Annotated in this window: 16 protein-coding genes; 2 read left to right on the top strand and 14 right to left on the bottom strand. The window is 48.9% G+C overall.

Features of this window, described 5'->3' with window-relative positions; translation table 11 throughout:
- Positions 1–13: 13 nt before the first annotated feature.
- From TSUB_RS14080 to hemL, 12 genes are all read right to left on the bottom strand, one after another.
- Positions 14–1,939 (bottom strand): beta-N-acetylhexosaminidase, encoded by a 1,926-nt coding sequence (locus TSUB_RS14080; RefSeq protein ID WP_087022233.1) that lies wholly within the window; start codon positions 1,937–1,939, stop codon positions 14–16.
- Entirely contained in the window at positions 1,936–2,832 is an 897-nt protein-coding gene (locus TSUB_RS14075) for a glucosamine kinase nucleotide-binding domain-containing protein (RefSeq protein WP_246616374.1), read from the bottom strand. Before TSUB_RS14075 ends, TSUB_RS14080 begins: the two co-directional genes overlap by 4 nt.
- A complete protein-coding gene (locus TSUB_RS14070; RefSeq protein WP_087022227.1) occupies positions 2,825–4,543 on the bottom strand; it encodes a glycoside hydrolase family 9 protein in 1,719 nt (572 codons plus the stop codon). The genes TSUB_RS14075 and TSUB_RS14070 overlap by 8 nt, the downstream gene beginning before the upstream one ends.
- A gap of 8 nt (positions 4,544–4,551) precedes the next feature.
- Positions 4,552–5,544: an ABC transporter ATP-binding protein gene (locus TSUB_RS14065; protein WP_087022224.1), complete on the bottom strand. Its 993-nt coding sequence runs from the start codon at positions 5,542–5,544 to the stop codon at positions 4,552–4,554.
- 30 nt (positions 5,545–5,574) lie between these two features.
- Positions 5,575–6,546, bottom strand: a complete 972-nt coding sequence (locus TSUB_RS14060) for an ABC transporter ATP-binding protein (RefSeq protein ID WP_087022221.1) — start codon at positions 6,544–6,546, stop codon at positions 5,575–5,577.
- Positions 6,543–7,601 (bottom strand): ABC transporter permease, encoded by a 1,059-nt coding sequence (locus TSUB_RS14055; protein WP_087022218.1) that lies wholly within the window; start codon positions 7,599–7,601, stop codon positions 6,543–6,545. The genes TSUB_RS14060 and TSUB_RS14055 overlap by 4 nt, the downstream gene beginning before the upstream one ends.
- A 2-nt stretch (positions 7,602–7,603) precedes the next feature.
- Positions 7,604–8,590, bottom strand: a complete 987-nt coding sequence (locus TSUB_RS14050) for an ABC transporter permease (protein ID WP_087022215.1) — start codon at positions 8,588–8,590, stop codon at positions 7,604–7,606.
- 129 nt (positions 8,591–8,719) lie between these two features.
- Positions 8,720–10,390, bottom strand: coding sequence for an ABC transporter substrate-binding protein (locus TSUB_RS14045; protein WP_087022212.1), 1,671 nt, complete (start codon positions 10,388–10,390; stop codon positions 8,720–8,722).
- 846 nt (positions 10,391–11,236) lie between these two features.
- The gene (locus TSUB_RS14040; RefSeq protein WP_087022209.1) at positions 11,237–14,614 is read right to left on the bottom strand and encodes a hybrid sensor histidine kinase/response regulator; all 3,378 of its coding nucleotides are present in this window, start codon (positions 14,612–14,614) and stop codon (positions 11,237–11,239) included.
- Between the two features lie 202 nt (positions 14,615–14,816).
- Complete coding sequence (gene rsmC, locus TSUB_RS14035; protein WP_087022205.1) at positions 14,817–15,842, bottom strand: 16S rRNA (guanine(1207)-N(2))-methyltransferase RsmC; 1,026 nt, start codon at positions 15,840–15,842, stop codon at positions 14,817–14,819.
- 87 nt (positions 15,843–15,929) lie between these two features.
- Positions 15,930–17,015 carry an AI-2E family transporter gene (locus TSUB_RS14030; protein WP_087022202.1) on the bottom strand — a complete coding sequence of 362 codons (1,086 nt, stop codon included), beginning with the start codon at positions 17,013–17,015 and terminating at the stop codon, positions 15,930–15,932.
- 166 nt (positions 17,016–17,181) lie between these two features.
- Entirely contained in the window at positions 17,182–18,471 is a 1,290-nt protein-coding gene (hemL, locus tag TSUB_RS14025; RefSeq protein WP_087022199.1) for a glutamate-1-semialdehyde 2,1-aminomutase, read from the bottom strand.
- A 250-nt stretch (positions 18,472–18,721) separates the two neighbouring features.
- Between hemL and erpA the strand changes: the two genes are divergently transcribed.
- A complete protein-coding gene (gene erpA, locus TSUB_RS14020; RefSeq protein ID WP_087022197.1) occupies positions 18,722–19,063 on the top strand; it encodes an iron-sulfur cluster insertion protein ErpA in 342 nt (113 codons plus the stop codon).
- 66 nt (positions 19,064–19,129) lie between these two features.
- On the opposite strand, the gene TSUB_RS14015 is transcribed toward erpA, so the two are convergent.
- Positions 19,130–20,377 carry an MDR family MFS transporter gene (locus TSUB_RS14015; protein ID WP_087022194.1) on the bottom strand — a complete coding sequence of 416 codons (1,248 nt, stop codon included), beginning with the start codon at positions 20,375–20,377 and terminating at the stop codon, positions 19,130–19,132.
- 499 nt (positions 20,378–20,876) lie between these two features.
- On the bottom strand, positions 20,877–22,193 hold the full coding sequence (locus tag TSUB_RS14010; protein ID WP_087022191.1) for a peptidoglycan DD-metalloendopeptidase family protein: 1,317 nt from the start codon (positions 22,191–22,193) through the stop codon (positions 20,877–20,879).
- A gap of 142 nt (positions 22,194–22,335) precedes the next feature.
- Here TSUB_RS14010 and tyrS point away from each other — a divergent pair, with 142 nt between their 5' ends.
- Positions 22,336–23,523, top strand: coding sequence for a tyrosine--tRNA ligase (gene tyrS, locus TSUB_RS14005; RefSeq protein ID WP_087022188.1), 1,188 nt, complete (start codon positions 22,336–22,338; stop codon positions 23,521–23,523).
- The last annotated feature ends 37 nt before the right edge of the window (positions 23,524–23,560 follow it).

Genomic DNA, 23,560 nt, shown 5'->3' with positions numbered 1-23,560 from the left:
GCGTAATAATCAGTTATTGGTTGTTATCAAGATGACGGTACTGAATACCCATCTTGTCCAAGTAGTTAAGGTGTTGGTTTAATCTGAGGGCAAAATGTCCCCAGTCACGTTCTTCACTCCACGCTACTTCTGCCACTGCAAACAAACGTGGATAAAGGAGATAATTTATCTGTTCTGGTGTTGCGACTGTCTCTGACCAAAGTGCGGTTTGAATACCGAGCACTTTGTGCAGCAGGTCTTGAGGCACCTTACCAAGCGGGTCGTAGTCGTACACTTTTTCAATCGGTAATTGACCTGCCCAATCGACACCCGCTTCATCGACATAGTCTCCTTGTACTAAATCAAGATAGAGAGACTGCGCGGGCTGCATGACAACATCGTACCCTTGCTCAATGCACTTCAAACCGGCTTCTTCACTTAGCCATGAATAAATAACGGTTTGCTTGCTGACCTTGTCACCATGCACGGCTTCTTCCCAACCCAGCATGCGTTTACCGCGTTGTGATAGGAAGTTTTCTGTGTGACGTAAGAGATGACCTTGCAGTTCCATCGGATCTTGATAACCGTGCTGGGCCATCAATTCGGCACAAGCTTGGCTATCTGTCCAAACGCCTTTAGGCACTTCATCGGCACCAATGTGGACATATGGCGCTGGGAACAAGGCGCAAACTTCTTCGAGGACAGTCTCAATGAAGGTATAAGTGCCTGCGAGAGCGGGATTTAAAATGTTGTCGGTATAGTTCTGGATGCTGACATACTTAGAGTGATCGTCAGGATCAACCAGCATGTCAGGGAGTGATTTAATCGCGGCGCGACAGTGGCCCGGGATGTCGATCTCGGGGATCACAGTAATACCACGCGCACTGGCGTAGGCAATGACTTCTCGAATCTCATCTTGGGTGTAGTAACCACCGTGACGGGATTCGAACTGGCTGTATTGCGCTTGCAGCACTTCATTAGGGCCACGCCACGCACCAATTTCCGTTAAGGCAGGCAGGGCTTTAATTTCAATGCGCCAACCTTCATCATCGGTAAGATGCCAGTGGAAAGTATTAAATTTAAGCCGTGCGAGTTGACCGATCACTTGTTTGACTTGCTCAAGCGAATGGAAGTGTCGCGCACAGTCGAGCATCATGCCGCGATAGCCTAAGCGCGGGGCGTCACTGATCTGTAAACAGGGTAGCGTGAATGCGCCACCTTCATTTGCGGTTAGTGGAATCAGCTGCAACAAGCTGGCGACGGCGGCAAAGAAACCCGCTTTATCACTGGCTTGAATCCAAATCGCTTCTGGTTCAACTAATAGCTCGTAGCTGCCCGAGGCGAGTTTACTGCGCTGTTCAACATGAATGTTGCCAGCACCTGACGTGGTACCCGTTGAAATCTGGATGTTGCACTGTTGCTCTATTTCCTCCTGCAACCAACGAGCTGCAGGCGATGTTGCTTGGTCACCCCTAATGACACAATGGGTGTCTAGGGTGAAAGTGCCTTGTAATACTTGCAGCGCCGCTGGTTGAGGAATAATGGAAATTGCCGCTGTTTCTCTCCCGTTTAAAGAAGACCCGGCGCCACGGCAATGAGCATCGGGTCCCAAACTGAGTGGCGTGACCTGCACGGGATACAGAGTCTCTCCGCTGCGGATGACCGCAGAGGGAATGCCATAAATCATCAAAGTAAGATGGGGAAGGTTGACCTCAAACTCAGTATAAAAATGCTGATTTGGTGCTAGGCTGCGCGACGTACTAGGGGGGGTAAGTCGGCAAAAGCTGCCAATTTGTTCGAGGTCACCTTGACTGAGTGATCTAACGTTAATGCGACGGGCATAGCTAAACTCTAACTGCCAGTCATTGAGAGGAACGTCGCTGAGATTACTTAAGCTCAGCGCCAGACGACTACCGGTCTCGGTATTGTCGATTAAGGTTAGATCTAAGCGGAGATTCATACCATACACTCGACGTTATAGAGGTTATGACTTTTCCCTGCCATCAATAGTGCGCCATCCATTGCGTCACCTTGTGGTTGTGCGATACGTGCTTGATACGGTGGCGAAAGCCAAAGATGCATTCGCTCGGCAATACCGCCCATCAAACATGCTTTTTCTGCCCCTTTACTGAACAAGCCATCGAGTAACATTTCAATGTCACGTGCAGTTTGTTTCAGTAGCGCAATGGCAAGGGCATCGCCAGAGTTGGCGTAGTGAAAGATCTGCGGAGAGAACATCCCATAGTCACGCGGCTTCGCTGTCTTAGACCAGCGGACAATGGCGTCAATGTCATGATTGAAATGCGCTAACACTTCTTGAGCCAAGCGAGAGTCGGGTTTGATGCCATCTGCGATCAAGAGGGATTCTTGAATGAGGCGAAGCCCCATGATAGCACCGCTACCATGATCGGATATCGGGAACTCTCGACCACCGACCACATGCTGTTGACCATCTTTGATCATCAAGCCAACTGAGCCCGTGCCTGCAATGAGAATTGCCCCATCTTTTCCTGCCCATGCGCCTAAACACGCGCCGTAGCCATCCGTATTTAGCGTTAAGTGAGCGAAAGGGTGAGGCAGGGCCATAAAGGCTTGCCATGCTTGGAACTCTTCTGCGCCTGCAAGAGCAAGGCCAACGGCCATGTCTGCAAAGCTATCAGTCGATAAGTTGGCTTGTTGTGCCGCAGCGCCAATAGCATCGAGGATCGATTGCATCGCTGCTTCAGCACCGAGCATGATGTTCGCACTGCCTGTTTTGGCTTCGCCGAGTAGTTGACCGTTGAGATCGGTGATGCGTGCACGGCAAGAGGTGCCGCCACCATCGATACCAACCAGATACTTAAAGTTAGCCACGTAGAAACTCCTTACGTTGCGCAGCAACGGCGAGTAAGAACCAAGCGCCATGTGGGATCCATTGTTCACCCCAGCGCCAGTTTTGCAGCATGTCGTCTTTTTGTCCGGCAGGTTTAAAGGCAATATCAGCTTCATTCTCAAAACCTGAGGTGATGCCGTTACATACGCCACCTCGGGCATTAAAGAAGCCGAGCTCCGGTAAGTAATCAGGATTGTTATGGCCGTGACCATCGATCATCGACATATCATAAGGGTTAAGTCCCACCACCCAGTTCAAGCAGCTAGCGCCATACTCGCGTAATGCGGTTTGCAGCTCGGCATTGTTGACGACGTCGATGGCTTGATAAGCCATGGCTGCAAGCGAGGCGATGCGTGCATTCTCGCCCTGCCACCAGTAGCCAGACTCGTTATTATGTGGCACGAAGAACTGGCTCTGTTTGTCGCCATCGACCGCTTGGGTGTATTGACGTGGATACCCAAATGGGTTGTGCACTTCACGGGTGATGTTGATTTCAAATTGCAGTGCCTGCGTGACGATAGTCGCGATATCCGCGCAGCGCTCTTCGTCTGTTTCAATTTGCAGGTATTGCATTAATGCGATGACAGGTAAGCCCGCTTCCGCCGCGTGATAATACGGACGTGTGTCGTTGGCTAACCAAAAATGTGTTTGATTTTCGTCACTGGCTTGACGTGCAGACAGGCGCTGCGCCCATTGGCGAGATTCGCTGAGGTAACGCTCATGTTGCGTCGCACGATACAGTTCCACTGCTGCCACTAAGGCACAGTATTCATCGATGATGTTTTCTTCACCATCGTCTAAGTATGCGAGATTGTGCTCACGCAAGTGCCAGTAACCCAGCTCAGCAGCAGTGAGATAATCATTAAGTGGCTCAGGTTGCGAGCCATAAAGTGTTTGATAGGCAGGATGGTTTTCCAATGCAGCCGCTTTAGCGAGTGCTGCAATGGTCATACCGCCACCCTGACGGAATCCGGCTTGATAGTTGTCGAACTTATGTCCGAGTTGGGTTTCATAGGCACACACTTCACGTTGCGTGATGTCTTTGCTCCACTTATCAAATACCGTCATATAGAAGTAGCCATCACTGGCTTGAAGACGCTTCAGAAACTCGCAGCCAAAGAGGGCTTCATCGAGCAGACGGGCTTGGGTGAAAGCGGGCATGTCATCGGAAATGTGTAGCGCTTCCAACATGTTCCACACCACCATTGGTGTTTGTTGTGGATTCAGGAAGTTGGCATAAGACAGATGACTAAGGTACTTGCTGACATCCCCCGAGGCATCATACCAGCCACCACGGACATCAACGGTCTTGTCGCTGCCAAAAATAGGTGCGTTGCGATCGGCTTCTTCGAAACGGCCAGTGCAGCGCTGAGATTTGAAATAGTGCAACAGATCCGAGAAGGTACGTTGCATCAATAGCCCCTCGGCAATTCGGAAAGTATGGGAGCGCTCGGCTCCCATTTGTAGATAGTAATCCCCTTCCGTTTCAAGGCTGTCAAAATTGACAACTGCGTGATGGCCTGTATGCCATTCGGCAACTTGACCACCCGCCGTGAGGGGCAGCTGTAACACAACACGATGATCGTCGGCATTACGCACTTCAACCTGCTGGTCGGGGGCAAACTCACCAGTAATAACGGCGTGTTTTGGGCCTAGACGTTCGTAGCCGATGTGGTTAGTTAACAGCTGCATGGTGACTCCTAGTTTTCGTACAAGTAACAGCGAACGAAGTGGTTTTCAGATAGCTGGGTGACACCCGGTAGTTGCTCGCGACACTTGTCAGTCGCTTGTTGGCAACGACCGGCAAATGGACAACCCATTGATTCTGGCGTCCACAGTGGGATCTCACCTTTATTACCTTTTAGCTTTTCGTGGATCGATTTTTTCGGATCCGGAACAGCGGAGACAAGGAGCTGAGTATATGGGTGTTGTGGATCGTGGATGATCTCTTCCGTATCGCCCCACTCAACCATGTGACCGACGTACATGACCGCAAGATCTTCGGCGATGTAGCGAGCCGTCGCGATGTCGTGCGTGATGTACAGCAGTGCCATTTCACGCTCAAACTTCATCTCTTCCATCAGGTTAAGTACACCTGCACGGATAGAGACATCCAGCATTGAGGTTGGCTCATCAGCCAGTACCACTTCAGCACCAACCGCGATGTTACGGGCTAAATTAACGCGCTGACGTTGGCCACCAGAAAGCTGGTGCGGGTATTTTTGAGCTGTCTCTTTCGGTGGAATAAGGCCCACTTGCTCGAGTAAGTCATAAACGCGCTCTTCAAGTTCTTTCTTGTTGCCTGATACTTTGTTGTGAATGAGCAGTGGACGCGCAATGTGGTGAAAAATGGTGTGGGTAGGGTTCAGCGAGCCGAACGGGTCTTGCCATACCATTTGAACGCCCTGACGGTATTCCATCAGGTCCGCTTTTTTATTGATGTCTGCAATGTCGCGACCGAAGTACTCGATATGGCCTTGCGTAGGCGCATACATTTTCGCAATCATTTTCGCAGTTGTAGATTTACCTGATCCAGATTCACCGACCACGGAGAGGCCGCGGCTCTTGTACATCTTGAAAGAGACATCATTGATGGCACGCATCCTTGAGCTCTTTAGAGAGTTAGAGTTAATCGGAAAGTCTTTTACCAGGTTTTTGCCTTCAATTATTGGTTTTGTAGTAGGTAAGCTCATCATTGTTTCCTTAGGTCTACTGGTAAAGCTTTAGCGATTTGTGAACAGGTGGCAGTTAGATAAACGGCCAGGTTCAATCTGCTGTAGCTGGGTTGGCTTACTGAAGCAAGCATCGTGTGCTTTACTACAACGCGCCTGGAAGCGGCACCCTTGTGGGATTTCCAGCAAGTTCAGTGGGTTACCCGGAATACCAGTAAGACGTGTCTTAGGACCAGTCAATGGTGGGAACGAGTTACCTAACCCTTCTGTATACGGGTGATACGGGGTTTCTAGAATCTGCTTAGATGGTGCAACTTCGATTAACTGTCCTGAGTACATGATGCCGATACGGTCAGAGAACTCGACCATCAATGACAAGTCATGAGTAATGAACAGAATAGAGAAGCCAAACTCTTCTTTAAGGGCATAAATCTTCTGTAGGATTTCACGTTGAACCACCACATCCAAAGCGGTGGTTGGCTCGTCCATGACGATCATTTTCGGATTTAGCGCTAGGGCGATCGCGATAACAAGACGCTGACGCATACCACCAGAGAACTGGTGCGGGTAATCGCGTAGACGGCTTGGGTGGATATCGACGATTTCCAATAGACCTTCCGCGCGGCGAATAGCCTGCTCGCGGGTCATGTTAGTGTGACGCATAATCACGTCACAAAATTGCTCTTCCATGGTAAGTACTGGGTTGAGCGCGTTCATCGCGCTCTGGAATACCATAGACATTTCTTTCCAACGGAAGTCGCTAACTTGTTGCTCTGAGTACTTCAGGATGTCTTCGCCATCGAAGAAGATCTCACCGCCAGTGATAAATGCTGGTGGCTTATGCAGTTGCATCAGTGAGAAGGCAACCGTTGACTTACCACAGCCTGACTCACCAGCCAAACCAAACACTTCACCTTTGCCAATATCGAAGCTTACGTTGTTTACTGCGCGGACATCGCCCGCGTCAGTAATGTAATCCACACACAGGTTGCGGATTGAAACTAATGGTTCTTGCTTGCTCATTTGTCACCGCTCCATGCTGCATTGTTAGGAATCGCGTTTTCACTTTTCTCGTTTTCAACTTCTCTTTCTTTCTGCATTTTCGCCCAGCGCTTCATGCCTTTTTGTGCACGTAACTGCGGGTTAGCAATTTCGTCGACAGCAAAGTTCAGCATCGCAAGACCGATAGCAACAAAGATAAGCGCGAGACACGGTGCGACAACTTCCCACCAAGCGCCAACCAACATAGAAGAAGAGGTACGCACGTTATAAAGCATGGTGCCCCAGCTCACTGCGTTCGGGTCACCTAGACCTAGGAACGACAGCGTAGATTCCATCATGATTGCGTACATCACCGAACCGATGAAGCTAGCACCAACGATAGAGATAAGGTTAGGCAGCAGTTCAACGAAGATGATGCGCCATGATGACTCACCCAGTACTTCAGCAGCTTTTACAAATTCTTTTTCACGTAGCGACATGGTTTGGGAGCGGACAACACGTGCGCCCCATGCCCAGGAGGTACAACCGATTACCACCGCGATAGTCAGTGGCCCCGCTTGACCGATAAAGGCCGCGATAACAAACAGCAGTGGGAATTGCGGTATTACCAGCATGATGTTCATGGCAGCGGTTAAGATGTCATCCACGCGTCCACCAAAGTAACCAGCTGAAATACCGATAATGGTAGCGAGGAAACAAACCACCAGACCCGCACCGAAACCTACACCGAGTGAGATACGTGTGCCGTAAACAAGTTGTGACCAGATGTCACGACCCATACGAGACGTACCGAGAACATGGTCTGCTTTCTTCGCAATGCTGATGGTACGACGGTTTTCGTTCTTAATGTCTTCTGCAACGTGGCCACCTAGTGTCGTTGCGATCCAGCCATCATGATTTGATAGTGCTGCTTTATACACAAATGACGGATGCTCATGCGGTGTACCGACACGCTTGTTAGGCGCATGAGAGGTCAAAAGTGGCGCAAAGATAGCTGCTAGGATAAAGGCGCCGACAATAAAGGTGCCGAACATTGCCTTCGGGTTACCACGCAGGATTTTCCAAAGTGCTTTCATGATTATTTACCTCCCTTACGAAGGCGAGGATCCAGGAATACGTATGCCAGGTCTGCCAACAGGTTAAAGAACAGCATGAAGATGGTCATAATGAACAGTTGTCCTTGCAGTACCTGGTAGTCACGCGCGTTAATCGCGTTAAGCAAAACGGTACCTAGACCCGGGTAGTTAAAGACGATTTCGATAATCAGCTGACCACCAATCGCCATACCTAGCGCCATAGAAAGTGCAGTAACAGAAGGCAGTAGGGCATTTCGCGCTGCGTAGTTGAAGACGACACGGTTTTCACTCAGGCCCTTACCTTTCGCCATGGTGATGTAGTCTTCATTCAATAGGTTAATCATGTTGTTACGCATGTTGATCAGGAAGCCACCAATCTGAATGATGGTTGCACAGAACAAGGGTAGTACGGCGTGGTAAGCCACCGTCTTATAGAACTCCCAGCTTGTCCAATCAGGTAGCATACCTGGTGTGTAAGCATAACCAGTCGGGAACCAGCGGGTCCCTACCGCGAAAGTAAACATAACAAGGATGGCGGTAACAAGCGCGGGAACGGCTTGAACGGCAAGCATTGCTGGGGAGATAAAGGCATCATATTTTGAGCCACGCTTCCACGCCGCGAAGATACCGAAGATGGACCCCAAGCAGAAAGACAAGATTACAGCCGTACCTGCAAGGAAAAGAGACCAACCTACAGAACCTGCAAGAATGTCGTTAACCGTCTGTGGATAGGTCGCGACGGAAATACCCAGTTCCCAAGTAAAGATACTTTTAATGTAGGTTAGGTACTGAATATAAATAGGGCCATCAACGAAACCGAGCAACTCTTTCATTGCTGCGATACGTTCTGGTGTTACCTGCACGCTAGCGTTGGCAAACATCATGGTAACTGGGTCACCTGGCATTGCCCGCGGAATAATAAAGTTAAGCGTTGCTGCAAAAAGCAAAGCCATCAAATAAAAAGATAAACGTCTTAGAAAAAATCCCATAACTCACACCTCTGCCATCCAATTTGCATCGGATTAAGGACGTAAAACCCCCTGACGCAGAGCGCCATAAATTCAATAAAGAGTGGGGGAAGTGGCGGTGCGCAAGGGCGCGCACCGCAATTTAGTTGGTTACTTCTTAGGTTTCAGGTCAAGTACTTGTAGAACACGCTCACCGATACCAGCCCATACCATTGGACGGCCTTTCGGATTGTCTTCGTTCCACCAACCAGTAAAGCGAGTTTCGTTGTACTGGAAGTTGTACGCACCAGACATAACAGGGATGGTTACTTGGTTAGAAGCAATCACTTCCTGAATTTGGTGTGCAATCTTAACTTGCTCTGAACGATCAGCAGTCTTGTAGAAGCTGTCTAGCAGCTGGTCTAGCTTCTCGTTTTCGAAGTAGTGACGTGCGAAACGTGGGTTACCGTCACCGTCTTGCAACGCAGAGTTGTAAGAAGAGTTCCAGTATACGTGTGGATCCGCACCGTGGAAGTAGTTGGTGTATGCAACATCGTAAGACGCTTCAGTCATAGATTGGTTATAAACTGAGAAGTCTGGAGTACGTGCAGTTGCTTTAATACCAACTTCTGCAAGTTGCTCAACAGCAAGCTGTACAGTGTTGTTGAAGTCAGTCCAGCCATTTGGAGATTGAATAGCTAGGTCGATCTTCTTACCAGATGGAGTTTCTACGAAACCGTCACCATTAGTATCTTTAAAGCCAGCTTTCGCAAGTAGTGCTTTCGCGCCATCTACATCGTAAGTCATGTATGGCTTGTACTTGTTGTGAGTCTCTTCGTTTGACCAAGACTCAAATGCGTAGCCAAGACCAGAAGCGAAGTCATTCACTACACCGCTACCGTAGAATGCGATATCGATGATAGTTTGACGGTCAAGAGACATTGAGAATGCACGACGGAAATCAATGCTGTTGATCGCTTCGTTGTTACCTGCGTTCGGTGTTTTGTAGTTCAACATGAACGCTTGAGTACCCGCTGGCGGATACCAGTATTTGTGGTTCGGGTTCGCAGCAGCGTAAGTACGGTCAACATCAGGAACGAACGAACTTGTCCAGTCCAGCTCAGAGTTGATGATCATACCAAGTAGCTGATCGTTATCTGCGATTTGAGGAACACGTAGACAGTCAACGTCTAGGTTCGCTGCATCCCAGTATTGTGGGTTACGACACTGGATGTATAGCTGAGGAGTAAAGGTGTCGATTTCAGTAAACGCACCAGTACCAACTGGGTTTTCGTTGGTGAAGGTCGCTGGGTCTTTAACGTCTTTCCATACGTGCTGAGGTACGATAGCAACACGAGAAATCTCGTATGGTACGTTAGAGTTCGCTTCAGTGAACTTGAACACGACTTCGTGATCGCTCACTTTCTCTACTGACGCAATCCAGTTGTTGATACCAGTTTGGTCTAGCTCAGTCTTCTCTTTGATCATGCCGTAAGTGAACACGATGTCGTCAGCAGTGAATGCTTGACCGTCAGACCACTTAACGCCTTTACGGATCTTAAAGGTTGCGCTCATCAAGTCATCAGCCAAGCTGTAAGATTCAGCAAGACGCATAACTGGCTCGTTACCTTTCATTTCGTTGAAGATAACTAGCGGCTCATAGATGAACTCAGAAGTTGTGTGTAGGTTAGTTGCTAGGTACGGGTTAAAGTTACGTACCATTGTAGGGTAAAAGTTTGGTACTACAGTCAGTTCACTGCGCGCAGCAGAAACTTGTGGCGCAGTTAGTGCAGTTGATGCTGCAAGTACTGCTAAAGCAATTTTAGTTTTATTGGCAAGCATAGCTGTTCCTTAACTCTGTGCTTATGTTTCACTTATGAGTAAGTGGCATGTAATCCGGCCACTTCTTGAGCTTGTTTTCTCTTCGTTAGTGATGCGATGAGAAATGGCCTACAAGCCCAAGCACTGTTAAGGAAACTACTTGCTGGGTAAATCGTCAATTGAGCATCCCGTTAAAAACGTCAAAACACGTTACCGCAACGTCATTTTCGTTAAAATGCATATTATTGCTTATTTTTTACCCACTCTGTTTTGTGAAGTACCTCATGTTAATCTTGTAGATAGAATGTTTCAGGTTAGTATTCGCTAACCCTGATGGTCCTTTTCAGCAAGGCTTATGACAAGGGTCTGACATTTGTGTGATCTGTTTATAAATGAGAACCGTTGTTATTTTATTCCGGAAATTATGAAGGGTGAAAATGTTGTGAGTTGCTTCTCATAACCTTAATTTAAATCTGACTAAGTCGAAAATTGATAACAATCGTCGCTAGATCTGCAGCTGAAACATACAAAAAACGAAGTGGTTTGGAACTTATTTTGCTATCAAAATAGCGCTGTTTTGCCTCGTTTTGAATGCGATAGATGCTAGATAGTTAGATGACCATTTTGGCGTTGAGGATGAGTGAAATGGCCTCAAGCGGATGCTGCCGTACGCTTATTAGGCATGAATACGGAGCGTTTATCAGGTATGAATACAAAGCATAGAACGGAGCAAAGAGTCACAAAGACATGCTCACTTTTGAGGTCGCTTAGGCAGAGTGAAGGCAGGCTGAAGGGCTAAAAAAAAGCGCCATAATGGCGCTTTAGTTTGGATTATTGCTTTTACTCGTGTTTTGATGAGCGCTTCGACTAGTGCTGCATATAGTGATGCAGTTTGTCTCGGTAAGACTCGAGTTGAGCGCGTTCTGGTGACGGCTGCTCTACGCGATCTAAGACGTAGTTAAGGGTGTTGAGCACGGTACGCCAACGGGGTGATTTGGGCAGGGTATCGATATGCAGATACTTGTCTAGCGTCCGTGTCTGTAGCGTGCTTCGGTCGAGATAGACGCGCCATAGACCACTCTCTTCTGCGAGGGCAAACTTTGTTTTACCTGTATTCCCTTCCCACAGCACCAAGCACTCGTTCATCGCTTTGACGGAGAGCTCCCGAATGAGGTCTGCTTTACTCTTCTCGTCTTGGCTCAACTTGTCAGCGAGACGAGTAAACTCGCCACCCAGCTCACGAAGCTGTTGAAGGTTCGATTTATCGCCATCAAAAGCGAATTCAGACAAGACCTGAAGTGCATTTTCGAGCATTTCGACCCGATATTGGTTTGATGGTCCCATCTGAGACAACACAATCATCATGTGTAGCCCTGAAGCTTCAGGCATCGGCAGCAAGTTCGCAGGCCAAGAATGCAGCGTGCCCTGGAGCTGGAAGTGCAAGGTTTCAACTTCTCCCCATTGCTCAAGCTGCGAGCTATCTGTGATGTAATCTTGGATATTAAGACGCTCTAAGATCTCTGCGGGGGTATTGAGAAGCTGCGCGGCTGCAAGGTTGGCATAGCGGATGCGGCCATCTTCTTGAATACAAACAATCGCCTCTGCCGTCGATTCTAGCAGGTTAAGCAGTTTGCTTTGGGTATCCAGTAACCCTTGCTCCACTTGTTTTCGGTGCTCAATCTCACTGAGGAGGCGTTGATTCGCCTCTTGCTCTTCTAGCATGCGTGCAGCACGCAAATGCGCGTGGATTCGAGCAAGTAGCTCCTCTTTGTTAAAGGGCTTATGTAAGTAATCACTCGCACCGACCTCAAAGCCCTTAATGCGGTCTTGTGGCTGGCTAAGTGCGGAAAGCATGATGATAGGTAGTGCTTCCGTTTCGCTGTTAGCACGTAAGCGGGCACACACTTCATAGCCATTTAGTTCCGGCATCATGACATCAAGTAACAGCGCCTTCGGCTTCTCTTTTTCAATCAACGCTAAGGCTTGGACACCGCCTTCTGCGGTCATCACGCGATAACCTGACATCCGCAGGTAGTTGGTGACGATCTGCAAATTTACCGGCTCATCATCGACAACGAGAATCAGATCCCCATCGCTGTTTTCATGCTCTTGCTGGCATTCCTCGACGGCTGAATTCTCTAGCTGAGGTGCATTGAAATGGTGAGCGAGGGCTGGTGAATTCGCTTTTTGCTCATCGGTCGCGCGATTTAAGGTGAAGCTAAATGTCGCGCCGACCATAGGTTGGCTGCTGACATACAAGTGTCCGCCCATCAGCTCAATCAACTGACGGCTGATCGTGAGGCCAAGGCCAGTGCCCTGACGGTAACGGCTACTGTAGGTTGAGGCTTGAATGAGCGGCTCAAAGATGTGCTCCAACTCTTCTGCTGGAATCCCTTGCCCTGTGTCGACAACCTGCACGCGCACTTGGTTATCAAGGACATCCGCAGACAATACTATCTTACCTTCCGTGGTGTATTTGATGGCGTTACCAACCAAGTTGTATAGCACCTGCTCTAAACGCTGCTCATCAGCACTGATCAAGGGCAGGTCATTAGGGATTTGATTGATGATGCGTACCGGTTTATCCCCCAAGAGGTGTTGAGAGAGCTCAAGCACTAAGCGCACCGCGGTGCTGACATCAACGGCATGCTGGTTCATCTCGAGGTTGCCATAGCGCATCTTGTGGTAATCAAGCAGATCGTCCACTAAGTTACTCAAGCGCTGCCCACTATTAATGATCATCTGTAGCTGCTGCAATTGCTGGGTCGGCACTGGACCATTAATTCCGGCTTGCAACGACTCGGCGATACCAATCATGCCATGCAGCGGGGTACGGAGTTCATGGGAAGTCGTCGCAAGGAAGTCATCTTTGAGTTTGTCGGCGGTTTCGAGCTCTTGGTTTTTCTGTTGGATAAGCTGAATGTTGTTCTCAAGTTCGCTATTTTGCTCGCGGATGAGGAGTAATTTTTCGCGTACAGAGCGTTGCATTCGCGCGAAGCTTATCGCAAGTCGGCCAATTTCATCGGGTCGGTCTGTGCCATCAATGTCCTGATCGAGATCGCCAGCCGAAACACGCTCTGCAGCCCAAGTAAGGCGCAGCAGGGGCGCGGTAATGGAGTTAGATAACCAGTGAGAGACCAAGATAACCAGTACGATGGCGGCTGTCATCGCGACGAGGAAGACTTTTTCCAGCTGTTCTATATGTGCAAACGCCTCTTTCTCGGGCAGTTCTACCATCAGTATCCAAGGGTTGCCAAGAATATCCACTGGGGTGTAGGCACTTAATACGGGAAGTCCAGATAGACTGTTAAGACGCTCCACTTGCGCGGACTTGTTAACTAGTGCCGCCATGTAATCCATTGAGGGGAGTTCAGGCATCTCGGCTAAGTTGTGGGCGCGAAGGACATTGTCTTGACCGATTAAAACAGTGTTGATGTAGCTCAGCTCTTCTACTTTTTCATCGATGAGCTGGTCCATCCCTGTGGTTGGTAGCTTAAAGAGAATGTAACTGTGCAGATAACCTTGTTGAATAACCGGTGCAGCAAGCCAAGCCACGTTCATTTTTAAATTGACGTCATAGCTGAAGTCAGTAAACACAAAGGGCCCTTTGCTTTCCAGCTCGTCCTCTTTATCTGTCATCGCTTGGATGTTGGCAAAAGTCTGCCCGGGCGCAGTCTGTGCAAACTCACCTTCTAGTAAATTTTCCCCAAACAGGTGGTCTTTGGTCACCGAATAGCCAACATTGCCGTTTATGTCGACCAGATAGATATTTTTAAATTCAGAGCGAGAGAGGTAGTCCTCAAACGCGGTGTGATAGCGTTTGTGGATCAAGCGATAGCGTTGGTTAGCAATATAGAGATTACCTTCCGTGCTGAGATCGACCTCTTTCCCGGTGAGCACGCCCTTAATGTAATCACTCTGCGCAATATCTCGCGCATCTTCTTCCGTGTTGGCGAGTTGGTTAAATGCGCCAATCAAACCATAAAACCGCCCGCCACTGGCATTGGCCAGCTCTGAACTGGCGAACGCCTGTGCTTCTTGCTTTTTGTTGTCAAAATAGCGCTCGATTTGACGAGATTTGTTATCTCGAAGCAGGGTGAGGTGGTTAAAGGTCTGGTTTTCGAGGTCTGAGATGTGCGAGTTGAGGAAAAACAGGGCAGTCAGTGTCAGTGGTGTGATACTGATCACCAAAAATGCCATCATCAACACGTGCTGTAAGCGATTGAAAGATCTGAAGAGTTTCATGAATGCCCTAGCGCCGAAGCTATTCCGTTAAAATCTCCGGCAAAAACGTCAAAATAGAGACCAGAGTGTATCCGGTCTTATTTTATGCTGGCAACTAAGTCGGCAATAAAGTTTGCTATGCACCACGTTTGCGATACGGAAAAGCGATGTATGAGTAACAAATGACCCATTCTAAAGAGGGGCTAAAAAAATCGCTGTGATATCAAGCGCACTTTTCTGCAAAGTAGATCTTGAAGCCATCACGGCTAGCAAGGGTTTTGCATTCGCCAAATTGCTTCTCAATAATCGGCGGGTATTGCAGAAAACTGTTGGCCACGATGCAAAGTGTGCCATTTTGACGGAGGTGTTTTGGCGCATCAGCGAGCAAGGTCTCTGTTGCGCTATAGCTGGTTTTTAAGCCAGCGTGAAACGGAGGGTTGGAGATTAGGAAGTCAACATTGACGTCAATATCGCTATAGACATTACTTGCAATGACGTTACCCTCAAGGCCATTTTGACGGAGGGTTTGTTGAGCGGAGGCGATAGCTAACGCACTGATATCACACATTGTCACGTCAATATCGTTAAACTTCGCTTTCATCCATGCACCAATGATGCCGGCGCCACAGCCAAAGTCGAGTACCTTGCCTGACAAAGCGGGCATATTTTCAAGCAGGAGGCGTGTGCCTTTATCAAACTCACCATGGCTAAAGACGCCGGGAAGAGAGTGAATGGTCAAGGTCACATCACCTAGCTGTAGTGGATAGTGTTTGAACCACTGATTGAGGTCGAACGGCTGAGGTTGGTGCTGACAACTGCCCCAGTAAAAGCTACACCGACGTGCACCATCATGCTTGATGAGTTTGGCATAGCTCGCCGACATTTTTTCTGCACTTTTAACGCCCGCGCGGTTTTCACCTACCACGCAAAGTTCGGTGTCAGCGGGTAATTGGCCGACGGTCATCGCGAGTAAATACTCTGCTTCAGCTTTTGCCTTTGGCCAGTACATTAGCACGGTATCGACACCCGCTAAAAAGTCATCGCTGATTTGGGCGGCAAACTCGCAACGATAGCTTTGTTTCAGTGATAAGTAATTGAGGTAATTTGTGGTAAATATTCGGACTGAAGCCGCGGTATCACTCAGTTCTGCTGGCAATGAGCCATCAAATTCGCCAATGATCAGCACATGACGAGACGCTAAAAAAGCAAGTTGACGTTCAACGACTTGGCTCGGTGCAGACAGTGACATGAATTACCTCAGACTATAACGATATCGGGCGCGGATTGTCCCACAATCCGCGCCCGCTGAAAACTGCTAATCGGCCTGCTGTTTGGCTTAGCAGGTATCTTGTTTCTCCAAGAACTCTTTAAACTCACTTTGGTAGAGCTTAAACAGGACGATAGTCAGCGCAAAGATGATAGGACCATAGATCAAACCAAGCAGCCCAAACAATTGCAAACCACCCATAATCGAGAAGAAGATCAGTAGGGTATTCATGCCAGAGTTACCTTGCATGAGAAAAGGGCGTAGCAAATTGTCGATAGAGCCGACGACCACCGCACCCCAAAATGCCATGAAGGCCGCCCATTCCCAACTTCCGATCAGTAACAGGTAGATGGCTGTTGGTACCCAGATGAGCGCCGTACCGACCACGGGGATAAACGAGGCAAACGCCATCATGGTGCCCCAGAAGAGACCCGGGAAGCCGACCAGCCACATCGCAAAGCCACCCGCCAATCCTTGGGCAATCGCGGTGAGAAATGAACCCAAGATCGCTGATTTAGAGATGTTCTCTAGCTCATCAAGCAAGACATCTTCTTGGCTGCGTGATAGCGGGATCGCTAAACGCAAGTTATGAACGATCTTTTCATGATCGCGGAGCAAGAAGAAGAGAATAAAGAGCATCAGGATGAAGTTGATCACCAGGTTGGTCACGTCGCCGACAATCTTCGCACTGATGTTGAGCATTTGAGAGCCCATACTGGTCGCAAACGTAGTGGCTTTTTCCACTAAGTTTTGAGGATCTAAGCCATCGAGCGGTGAGTATTGGTCGATGAGTCGAAATGTCGTCTCGACATAAGGATGTTCGACAATGGTTTGTGCACCCCCACTTCCTAACCATGCAATGGTGTTTTTCGAGAAAGTGACACCTTGATTCAAGATGGCAATCAAAACCAGAATGACCGGAATAACAATAATGAAGGTCATAATGCTACAGGAAGCGAGTGAGGCGAGGTTTTGCTTGTTGCCGAGTCGTTTCTCGATCCGATCATGAACCGGATAAAAGAGTAACGACAAGATAAAGGCCATCACAATCGGGCCAAGGTAAGGTTGAACAAGTCGATAACTGGCATAGACTGCCACGAGCAGGGCACCAATCAATATCCAATGACGAGGCTCAACTTTGAGTTGTTTACTCACAAAAGCTCCTTATTTGCGACAGGCTGTAGTGATTTATCGTAACGCGTATTGATGACAAAAAAGCCACCTTATCAAAGGTGGCTTCAAAACGGTAGATGACTAACTCACTGATGCTACTGTTACTTTGTTTAACTCAACATGAACAGCGGGCGAGGTACTTGTCACATTAGCCTTTTGCTAACGCGGCAAAGGCGTTATCGGCAGCGTTCAGTGTCGCCTCGATCTCTTTGTCGCCATGCGCAAGCGACGTAAAGCTCGCTTCAAAGGCTGACGGCGCAAGGTAAATGCCTTGATCCAACATCAGGTGGAAGAAGCGCTTAAACTTCTCTACGTCACATTTGGCGACATCTTCGTAAGTGCTGACTGCTGTTTGCTCGGTGAAGAAGAAACCGAACATACCGCCGACTTGGTGAACCAGTAAAGGCACGCCGTGTTTGTCAGCGAGAGCTTTAAAACCGTTCGCGAGCTGCGCTGTGATTGCTGCTAGCTTTTCTTCATTGCCTTCCGCGCGGATCAAACTCAAGCTCGCGCGGCCAGCCGCCATCGCGATTGGGTTACCGGAAAGGGTACCCGCTTGATAGACAGGGCCAGTTGGGGCAATAAATTCCATGATGTCACGACGGCCACCAAATGCGCCGACAGGCATCCCGCCACCAATCACTTTACCGAGAGTGGTGAGGTCTGGTTTCACCTTGTAGTAAGCTTGTGCGCCACCCAGAGCGACACGGAAACCTGTCATGACTTCATCGAAGATCAGCACAGCACCATACTCATCACACAGGGAACGAAGGCCAGGCAGGAAGTCGGCTTTTGGTGGAATACAGTTCATATTGCCAGCTACAGGCTCGACAATAATACAGGCGATTTGCTCAGGGTTAGCCTCAAAAGCGGCTCTCACTGAATCAAGGTCGTTAAAGGTGCAGGTCAACGTGTGTTTGGCAAAATCTGCGGGTACGCCCGGTGAGCTTGGGTGACCTAAGGTGAGTGCACCTGAACCGGCTTTAACCAATAGGCAGTCGGCATGACCGTGGTAGCAGCCTTCGAACTTGATGATTTTGTCACGATTGGTGAAACCGCGGGCAAGGCGGATCGCACTCATGGTCGCTTCGGTGCCTGAGTTCACCATACGAACCATTTCCATGGAAGGAACCAGCTCACTGACCAGTTCGGCCATGGTGATCTCTGCTTCAGTCGGCGCACCAAAACTTAAACCATGTTGGGCTGCATTGACGACTGCATCACGGATCTCTGGGTGATTGTGACCTAGGATCATTGGCCCCCATGAACCGACATAATCGACATAAGCTTTGTCGTCGGCATCATAAATATACGCACCTTCAGCGCGTTGGATGAAGACAGGGTCGCCACCGACGCCCGCAAATGCTCGGACAGGAGAGTTCACTCCACCCGGAATAGTTTGTTGAGCTTTGGCGAAAAGTTCTGCCGACTTAGTCATTGTTGTTATCCTTTGCAACGATTTTCGACGATTGTACCCAGATGTGTCGGGGATGACTATGCTCAGTTGATGAATCTTGAAAGGGGTAGCATTTTGCTGCTCAATTGACGGTATGGCTTTCAGGTGCTTGGGTGAACATCGGGATGGGCTGGCGGATGCGGCTAATCTGAAGATTAAATCGGGTAATACTTGAACGACTTAGTCAGGTATTAGATAATCCTTCCCCAAACGGCAATGTTGGAGAAGATAAATGAGCGATGTAGATTTGCCACTAAACTTCAGTGACGCAGCGGCAAACAAAGTGAAAACACTGATTGCCGAAGAAGAAAACCCTGAGTTGAAGCTGCGTGTGTATATCACGGGTGGTGGTTGTAGCGGTTTCCAATATGGATTCACCTTTGACGAAAACGTGAACGAAGGTGATATGACCATCGTTAAAAACGAAGTCACCATGGTGGTTGACCCAATGAGCTTGCAGTATCTCGTTGGTGGCACGGTTGACTACACGGAAGGACTAGAAGGGTCGCGTTTCTTCGTTGATAACCCGAATGCGCAAACAACCTGTGGCTGTGGGGCGTCTTTCAGCGTGTAACCCTTATTCAGAACAGCAAAAAGCCAAGCAGCTCGCTTGGCTTTTTTTATGTCTGCGGAACCTGAATCATTGCTCGGTGAGCGGTGAGGATCGTTGCACAAGATCTTCGGTGTGTTCCGCGCGCCAGTAAAGCCAAAACATCATGGCGCAAAACAGTAAGCAGACGGCAAACAACCAAAAGGCACTGAGCGATTCAATGATCATCCCGCCAACCAATGGCGAGACCGCAAAGCCCAGTGAGTAGAGCGCGGTTGCCCCAAAGTAAGATCCTCTGAGGTGGGCAGGAGCTAAGCGATCAATTTGCACATTGAGGGTCGGAAAGGCGACCACTTCCCCTAAGCTGAGAATAAAGCAGGCGATACCTAACCCGATCAAGGAGTCGGTCGGCGATAGCATAAAGCCTATCTGCGAAATCGCCATGAGCACCATGCCCAGACGCGTGCGCGCAAATAAAGGCACATTTTCCAACCACTTCAACATCGGAAACTGGAAGAGGATGATGGTTAAAGTATTGACCAGTACTAAGGTGGGAATAATTTGCCCTGCGGTTTCTTGATTCGATCTCACAATGATTTGCGGGATCGAAGAGTCTAACTGGGCATAGACAAACATCATCAAGAAGTTAGCCATCATCAGCAGCACAAAGATCTTGTCTTTGCTGATTACCCGCAGGGTGGCGAAAAAGTGCGGAAGCTGAGAGCTATCGGGCTTATCTGGCTTCGCGGTGCGCTCAATGCCAATTAATAGCCAAACACTGTAAACCACATAGGTCGCGCCAGTAATAAAGAAGAGATTTTGCGGCTCACTCAGCGCGAGGGTTACCCCAATAAGCGGCCCGAATGCGCCGCCAATATTGAGCAAGAAGTAACGGATATTGAGGGCGAGCTCGCGATCTTTGAGATCAGCGAGATTATCGCCGATGACCGCTTTTGAAGGCGCTTCAATCATAGGGCGCATTAGCCCAGTGAACATGAGTAAGATGTAGAATTGCCAAATCTGATCCGCAAGGGCGATGCCCGTATAAGACGCCGCAGCGATCCAGCTTCCCAGTACCATGACCCATTTTCGACCAAACTTATCGGATAGGTAGCCAGAGTAGAGGCCAGCAACGGCACCGACAAGGGCGGAGGCGGCGAGCATGGCACCGACTTGGGTCGCAGAGGCGCCGTAGTCTTGATAGAGAAAAATGATCAGGAAAGGCCAAGCCATAAAATAGCTGGTTCGCGCCAACAACACTCCGGTTAAGATAGTCCAGATGGGAAAGTTAAAGCGTTGAATACGTTGCCATTGAAAGAGACTATCTTGATTAGCCACTCATCCTCCTTGACGAGTAAGCATCACTATCAATGTGATGCTGATCATATTTTGTTCGTTGGTCTGTCAGTATATGATCATGAATACAAAAGGAAAGCGCTATTTTTTGTTGGTTTTTTATTCGTTTGGTGGATGGTTTTTCTTCATGCTGGCGGGCGAGTAGAGATAAAAAATGCCGCTTATACTCAAGTCACCTCAAGATGCTTGTTCAGCGAGAGTTTCTAGGTTTGCCATCGCGGCACTGCTTTGAAGGTCTAGTCGACTACATCAAAAAGCAGTAACAAGGGTGGCGAGCCTCGAAAACTCGCCCTTCGGGAAGTGACTAGCGCCCCGATTTCTGCGTTAAATGTGTTCGAACGGGGAAAGCCATTCCTTCACACCTTTGCCTTGGTATCTTTACCTTGACTTAGACGCGCTAGACCGCTTCTGAATCCTGCATCTTGAGGTAACTTGAGTATATAAAAAGCGGCATCTTTGCGGGTTGGTAAGCAGGGAACGCTTAATTTGCCACGGTCAAACCATCGATCAACATTAAGTTGCCCGCCAAAAGCTCATTGAAATGGCCTAACTGCGCGAGCTGGTTTTGTGCGTGACGTAAGAAAACAGTGTGTTCTTCCCCTTCCAATGACTCGGATTTTGGCAGTTCAACCGTACGTGGGTTTTTATGCACGCCATTAACTAAGAACTCGTAATGCAAGTGCGCGCCAGTAACACGGCCTGTTGCGCCGAGTGTACCGATCGTATCCCCCTGACGAACGCGATCACCCGCGCGTACCATGCGTTTCTTGAGGTGCAAGTACTTGGTCATATAGGTTGCACTGTGGCGGATAAACACATAGTTACCGTTGTATTTGTTGTAGCCTGATTCCGAAACAACGCCGTTACCTGCCGCCCAAATCGGTGTGCCGACCGGGGCAACATAGTCTGTACCACGGTGTGGGCGGACTTGGCCTGTCACCGGATGAAGTCGGCGAGGGTTAAAGTTCGAGCTGACCCGACGAAAATCGAGTGGGGCACGCAAGAACGCCTTTTTCATCGCGCGGCCTTCTTGATCGTAGTAGTCACCATTCGCAGCGCGAATAGCCGTAAAGGTGTCACCTAAGTTGGTAAACTGCGCCGCAAGGATATTGCCGCGGCCCATGTATTCCCCTTCAGACCAACGCTCTTCAAACATCACGCGAAAGCTGTCTCCGGCACGAATATCGAGGGCAAAGTCGATATCCCAACCAAACAGTGTCGCGATCTCCATGATTTGATTTGGGGTAAGACCCGCCGCAATGCCTGCGTTCCAGAAGCTTGAGGTAATTTCCGCTTGGGCAAAGTTTAATTGGGTATCGATGTTGCGGCTTTCAGTACGAGAGGCGAAAGTCGTGTCATCGATGCGATCGACAATAAAGGTGTCAGTGCTACTCTTGCGCTGACGCAGTTGCTGCAGTTTACCCTCATCATCGAGACCAAACTGGAGCTTGACCCCGGGGCGCAACTTGACCAGAGATTGTGTCCCTTCGTCACTGTTGACTAAAAAGTGCAAAGTGCGCGCACTTAGGCCGACTTTCTGGAAAACGATCGCCATACTTTCGCCTGAGGCGATGGTATGGGTTTTCCATTGCAGCTCGTTATCGTTACTGCTTGATGCTTGTTGTTCAGGCATCGCGGGTAGGTCGAGTTCGATGGGGTAGCGCACATCTGTTTCATAAGTATAAAAGTCAGCGGGTGGCTTACTTTCTGCTGGAATCAGTAGGGCGGTGGAGAGCGCAACAGCCGCAACAATGGCGATGAGTGCGGGAATTTTTTTGCTTTTCGATGACTTTGACATTGTGCTTTGCTGAGACGGATCCATGACTTCAAAACGTAGCGAGTAAAAATATGACAGCAAATAGTGTAACTGGTTTCAAAAATATATGCGATTCAAGTACACTGTTCCGCCTTAGTTTACGCAATTATTGGAGCACAGACACATGGCCAGCATTGAACAGGCGCTAGCTGAAATTAAACGTGGGGTTGAAGAACTGATCCCTGAAGAAGAACTGATTGAGAAGCTGAAAGAGAATCGCCCTCTTCGCATCAAGTTGGGTGCCGACCCAACAGCGCCAGATATCCACCTAGGCCATACTGTTATTTTGAATAAACTACGCGCCTTCCAAGATTTAGGTCACGACGTGACATTCTTGATTGGTGATTTCACCGGTATGGTAGGCGACCCAACAGGTAAGAACACCACACGTCCGCCGCTGACACGTGAAGACGTACTGGCAAACGCAGAGACCTACAAAGAGCAGGTCTTCAAAATTCTCGACCCAGCAAAAACTAAGATTGCTTTCAACTCAGAGTGGTTATCTGAGCTGGGTGCCGATGGCATGCTAAAGCTTGCGGCTAACCAAACTGTTGCTCGTATGCTTGAGCGTGACGACTTTAAAAAGCGTTATGCGGAAGGGCGTCCTATTGCGATTCACGAATTCATGTATCCACTGCTCCAGGGTTATGATTCCGTCGCGATGGAGACTGACGTCGAGCTAGGTGGTACGGACCAGAAGTTCAACCTACTGATGGGTCGCGAGCTGCAAAAAGCCAATGGTCAGAAGCCACAAGTTGTGTTGACCATGCCACTATTGGTTGGCCTTGATGGCGAGAAGAAGATGTCGAAGTCTGCGCACAACTACATTGGCGTGAGCGAAGCACCTTCAGAAATGTTCGGTAAGATCATGTCAATCTCTGATGATCTGATGTGGAACTACTACGAACTGCTCTCTTTCCGTCCATTAGAAGAGATTGCGCAGTTTAAGACAGACATCGCTAACGGTAAAAACCCACGCGATGTGAAGATCTTACTGGCGAAAGAGATCATTGCACGTTTCCACTCTGAGGCCGATGCTGATGCCGCAGAGCAAGAGTTCATTAATCGTTTCCAAAAGGGCGCGATGCCTGACGAAATGCCAGAGTTCACCTTTGAAGCGGGTATCGCGATTGCGAACCTACTGAAAGAAGGTGGCCTAGTCAACTCTACCTCTGATGCGATGCGCATGATCCGCCAAGGTGCAGCGAAGCAAGATGGTGAGAAGATCGAAGACACGAAATACGTACCTGCTGCGGGCACCTATGTGTTCCAAGTCGGTAAGCGTAAGTTTGCTCGCGTCACCATCGCTTAATCAGCCGTCACGCTGAGCGATATAGAAGAAACCCCGC

Origin of the sequence: Thaumasiovibrio subtropicus (genome assembly GCF_019703835.1) — a bacterium.
GTDB classification, from domain to species: Bacteria; Pseudomonadota; Gammaproteobacteria; order Enterobacterales; family Vibrionaceae; genus Thaumasiovibrio; species Thaumasiovibrio subtropicus.
Note: the sequence above shows the minus strand (reverse complement) of the source record. Positions and strands in the feature narration are given on the sequence as shown.

Coding starts and splice junctions, on each gene's coding strand:
- TSUB_RS14010 (WP_087022191.1), bottom strand. CDS start 22,193: ATGTCAAAGTCATCGAAAAGCAAAAAAATTCCCGCACTCATCGCCATT.
- TSUB_RS14055 (WP_087022218.1), bottom strand. CDS start 7,601: ATGAAAGCACTTTGGAAAATCCTGCGTGGTAACCCGAAGGCAATGTTC.
- rsmC (WP_087022205.1), bottom strand. CDS start 15,842: ATGTCACTGTCTGCACCGAGCCAAGTCGTTGAACGTCAACTTGCTTTT.
- tyrS (WP_087022188.1), top strand. CDS start 22,336: ATGGCCAGCATTGAACAGGCGCTAGCTGAAATTAAACGTGGGGTTGAA.
- TSUB_RS14040 (WP_087022209.1), bottom strand. CDS start 14,614: ATGAAACTCTTCAGATCTTTCAATCGCTTACAGCACGTGTTGATGATG.
- TSUB_RS14045 (WP_087022212.1), bottom strand. CDS start 10,390: ATGCTTGCCAATAAAACTAAAATTGCTTTAGCAGTACTTGCAGCATCA.
- TSUB_RS14060 (WP_087022221.1), bottom strand. CDS start 6,546: ATGAGCAAGCAAGAACCATTAGTTTCAATCCGCAACCTGTGTGTGGAT.
- TSUB_RS14050 (WP_087022215.1), bottom strand. CDS start 8,590: ATGGGATTTTTTCTAAGACGTTTATCTTTTTATTTGATGGCTTTGCTT.
- TSUB_RS14065 (WP_087022224.1), bottom strand. CDS start 5,544: ATGAGCTTACCTACTACAAAACCAATAATTGAAGGCAAAAACCTGGTA.
- erpA (WP_087022197.1), top strand. CDS start 18,722: ATGAGCGATGTAGATTTGCCACTAAACTTCAGTGACGCAGCGGCAAAC.
- TSUB_RS14080 (WP_087022233.1), bottom strand. CDS start 1,939: ATGAATCTCCGCTTAGATCTAACCTTAATCGACAATACCGAGACCGGT.
- TSUB_RS14070 (WP_087022227.1), bottom strand. CDS start 4,543: ATGCAGCTGTTAACTAACCACATCGGCTACGAACGTCTAGGCCCAAAA.
- hemL (WP_087022199.1), bottom strand. CDS start 18,471: ATGACTAAGTCGGCAGAACTTTTCGCCAAAGCTCAACAAACTATTCCG.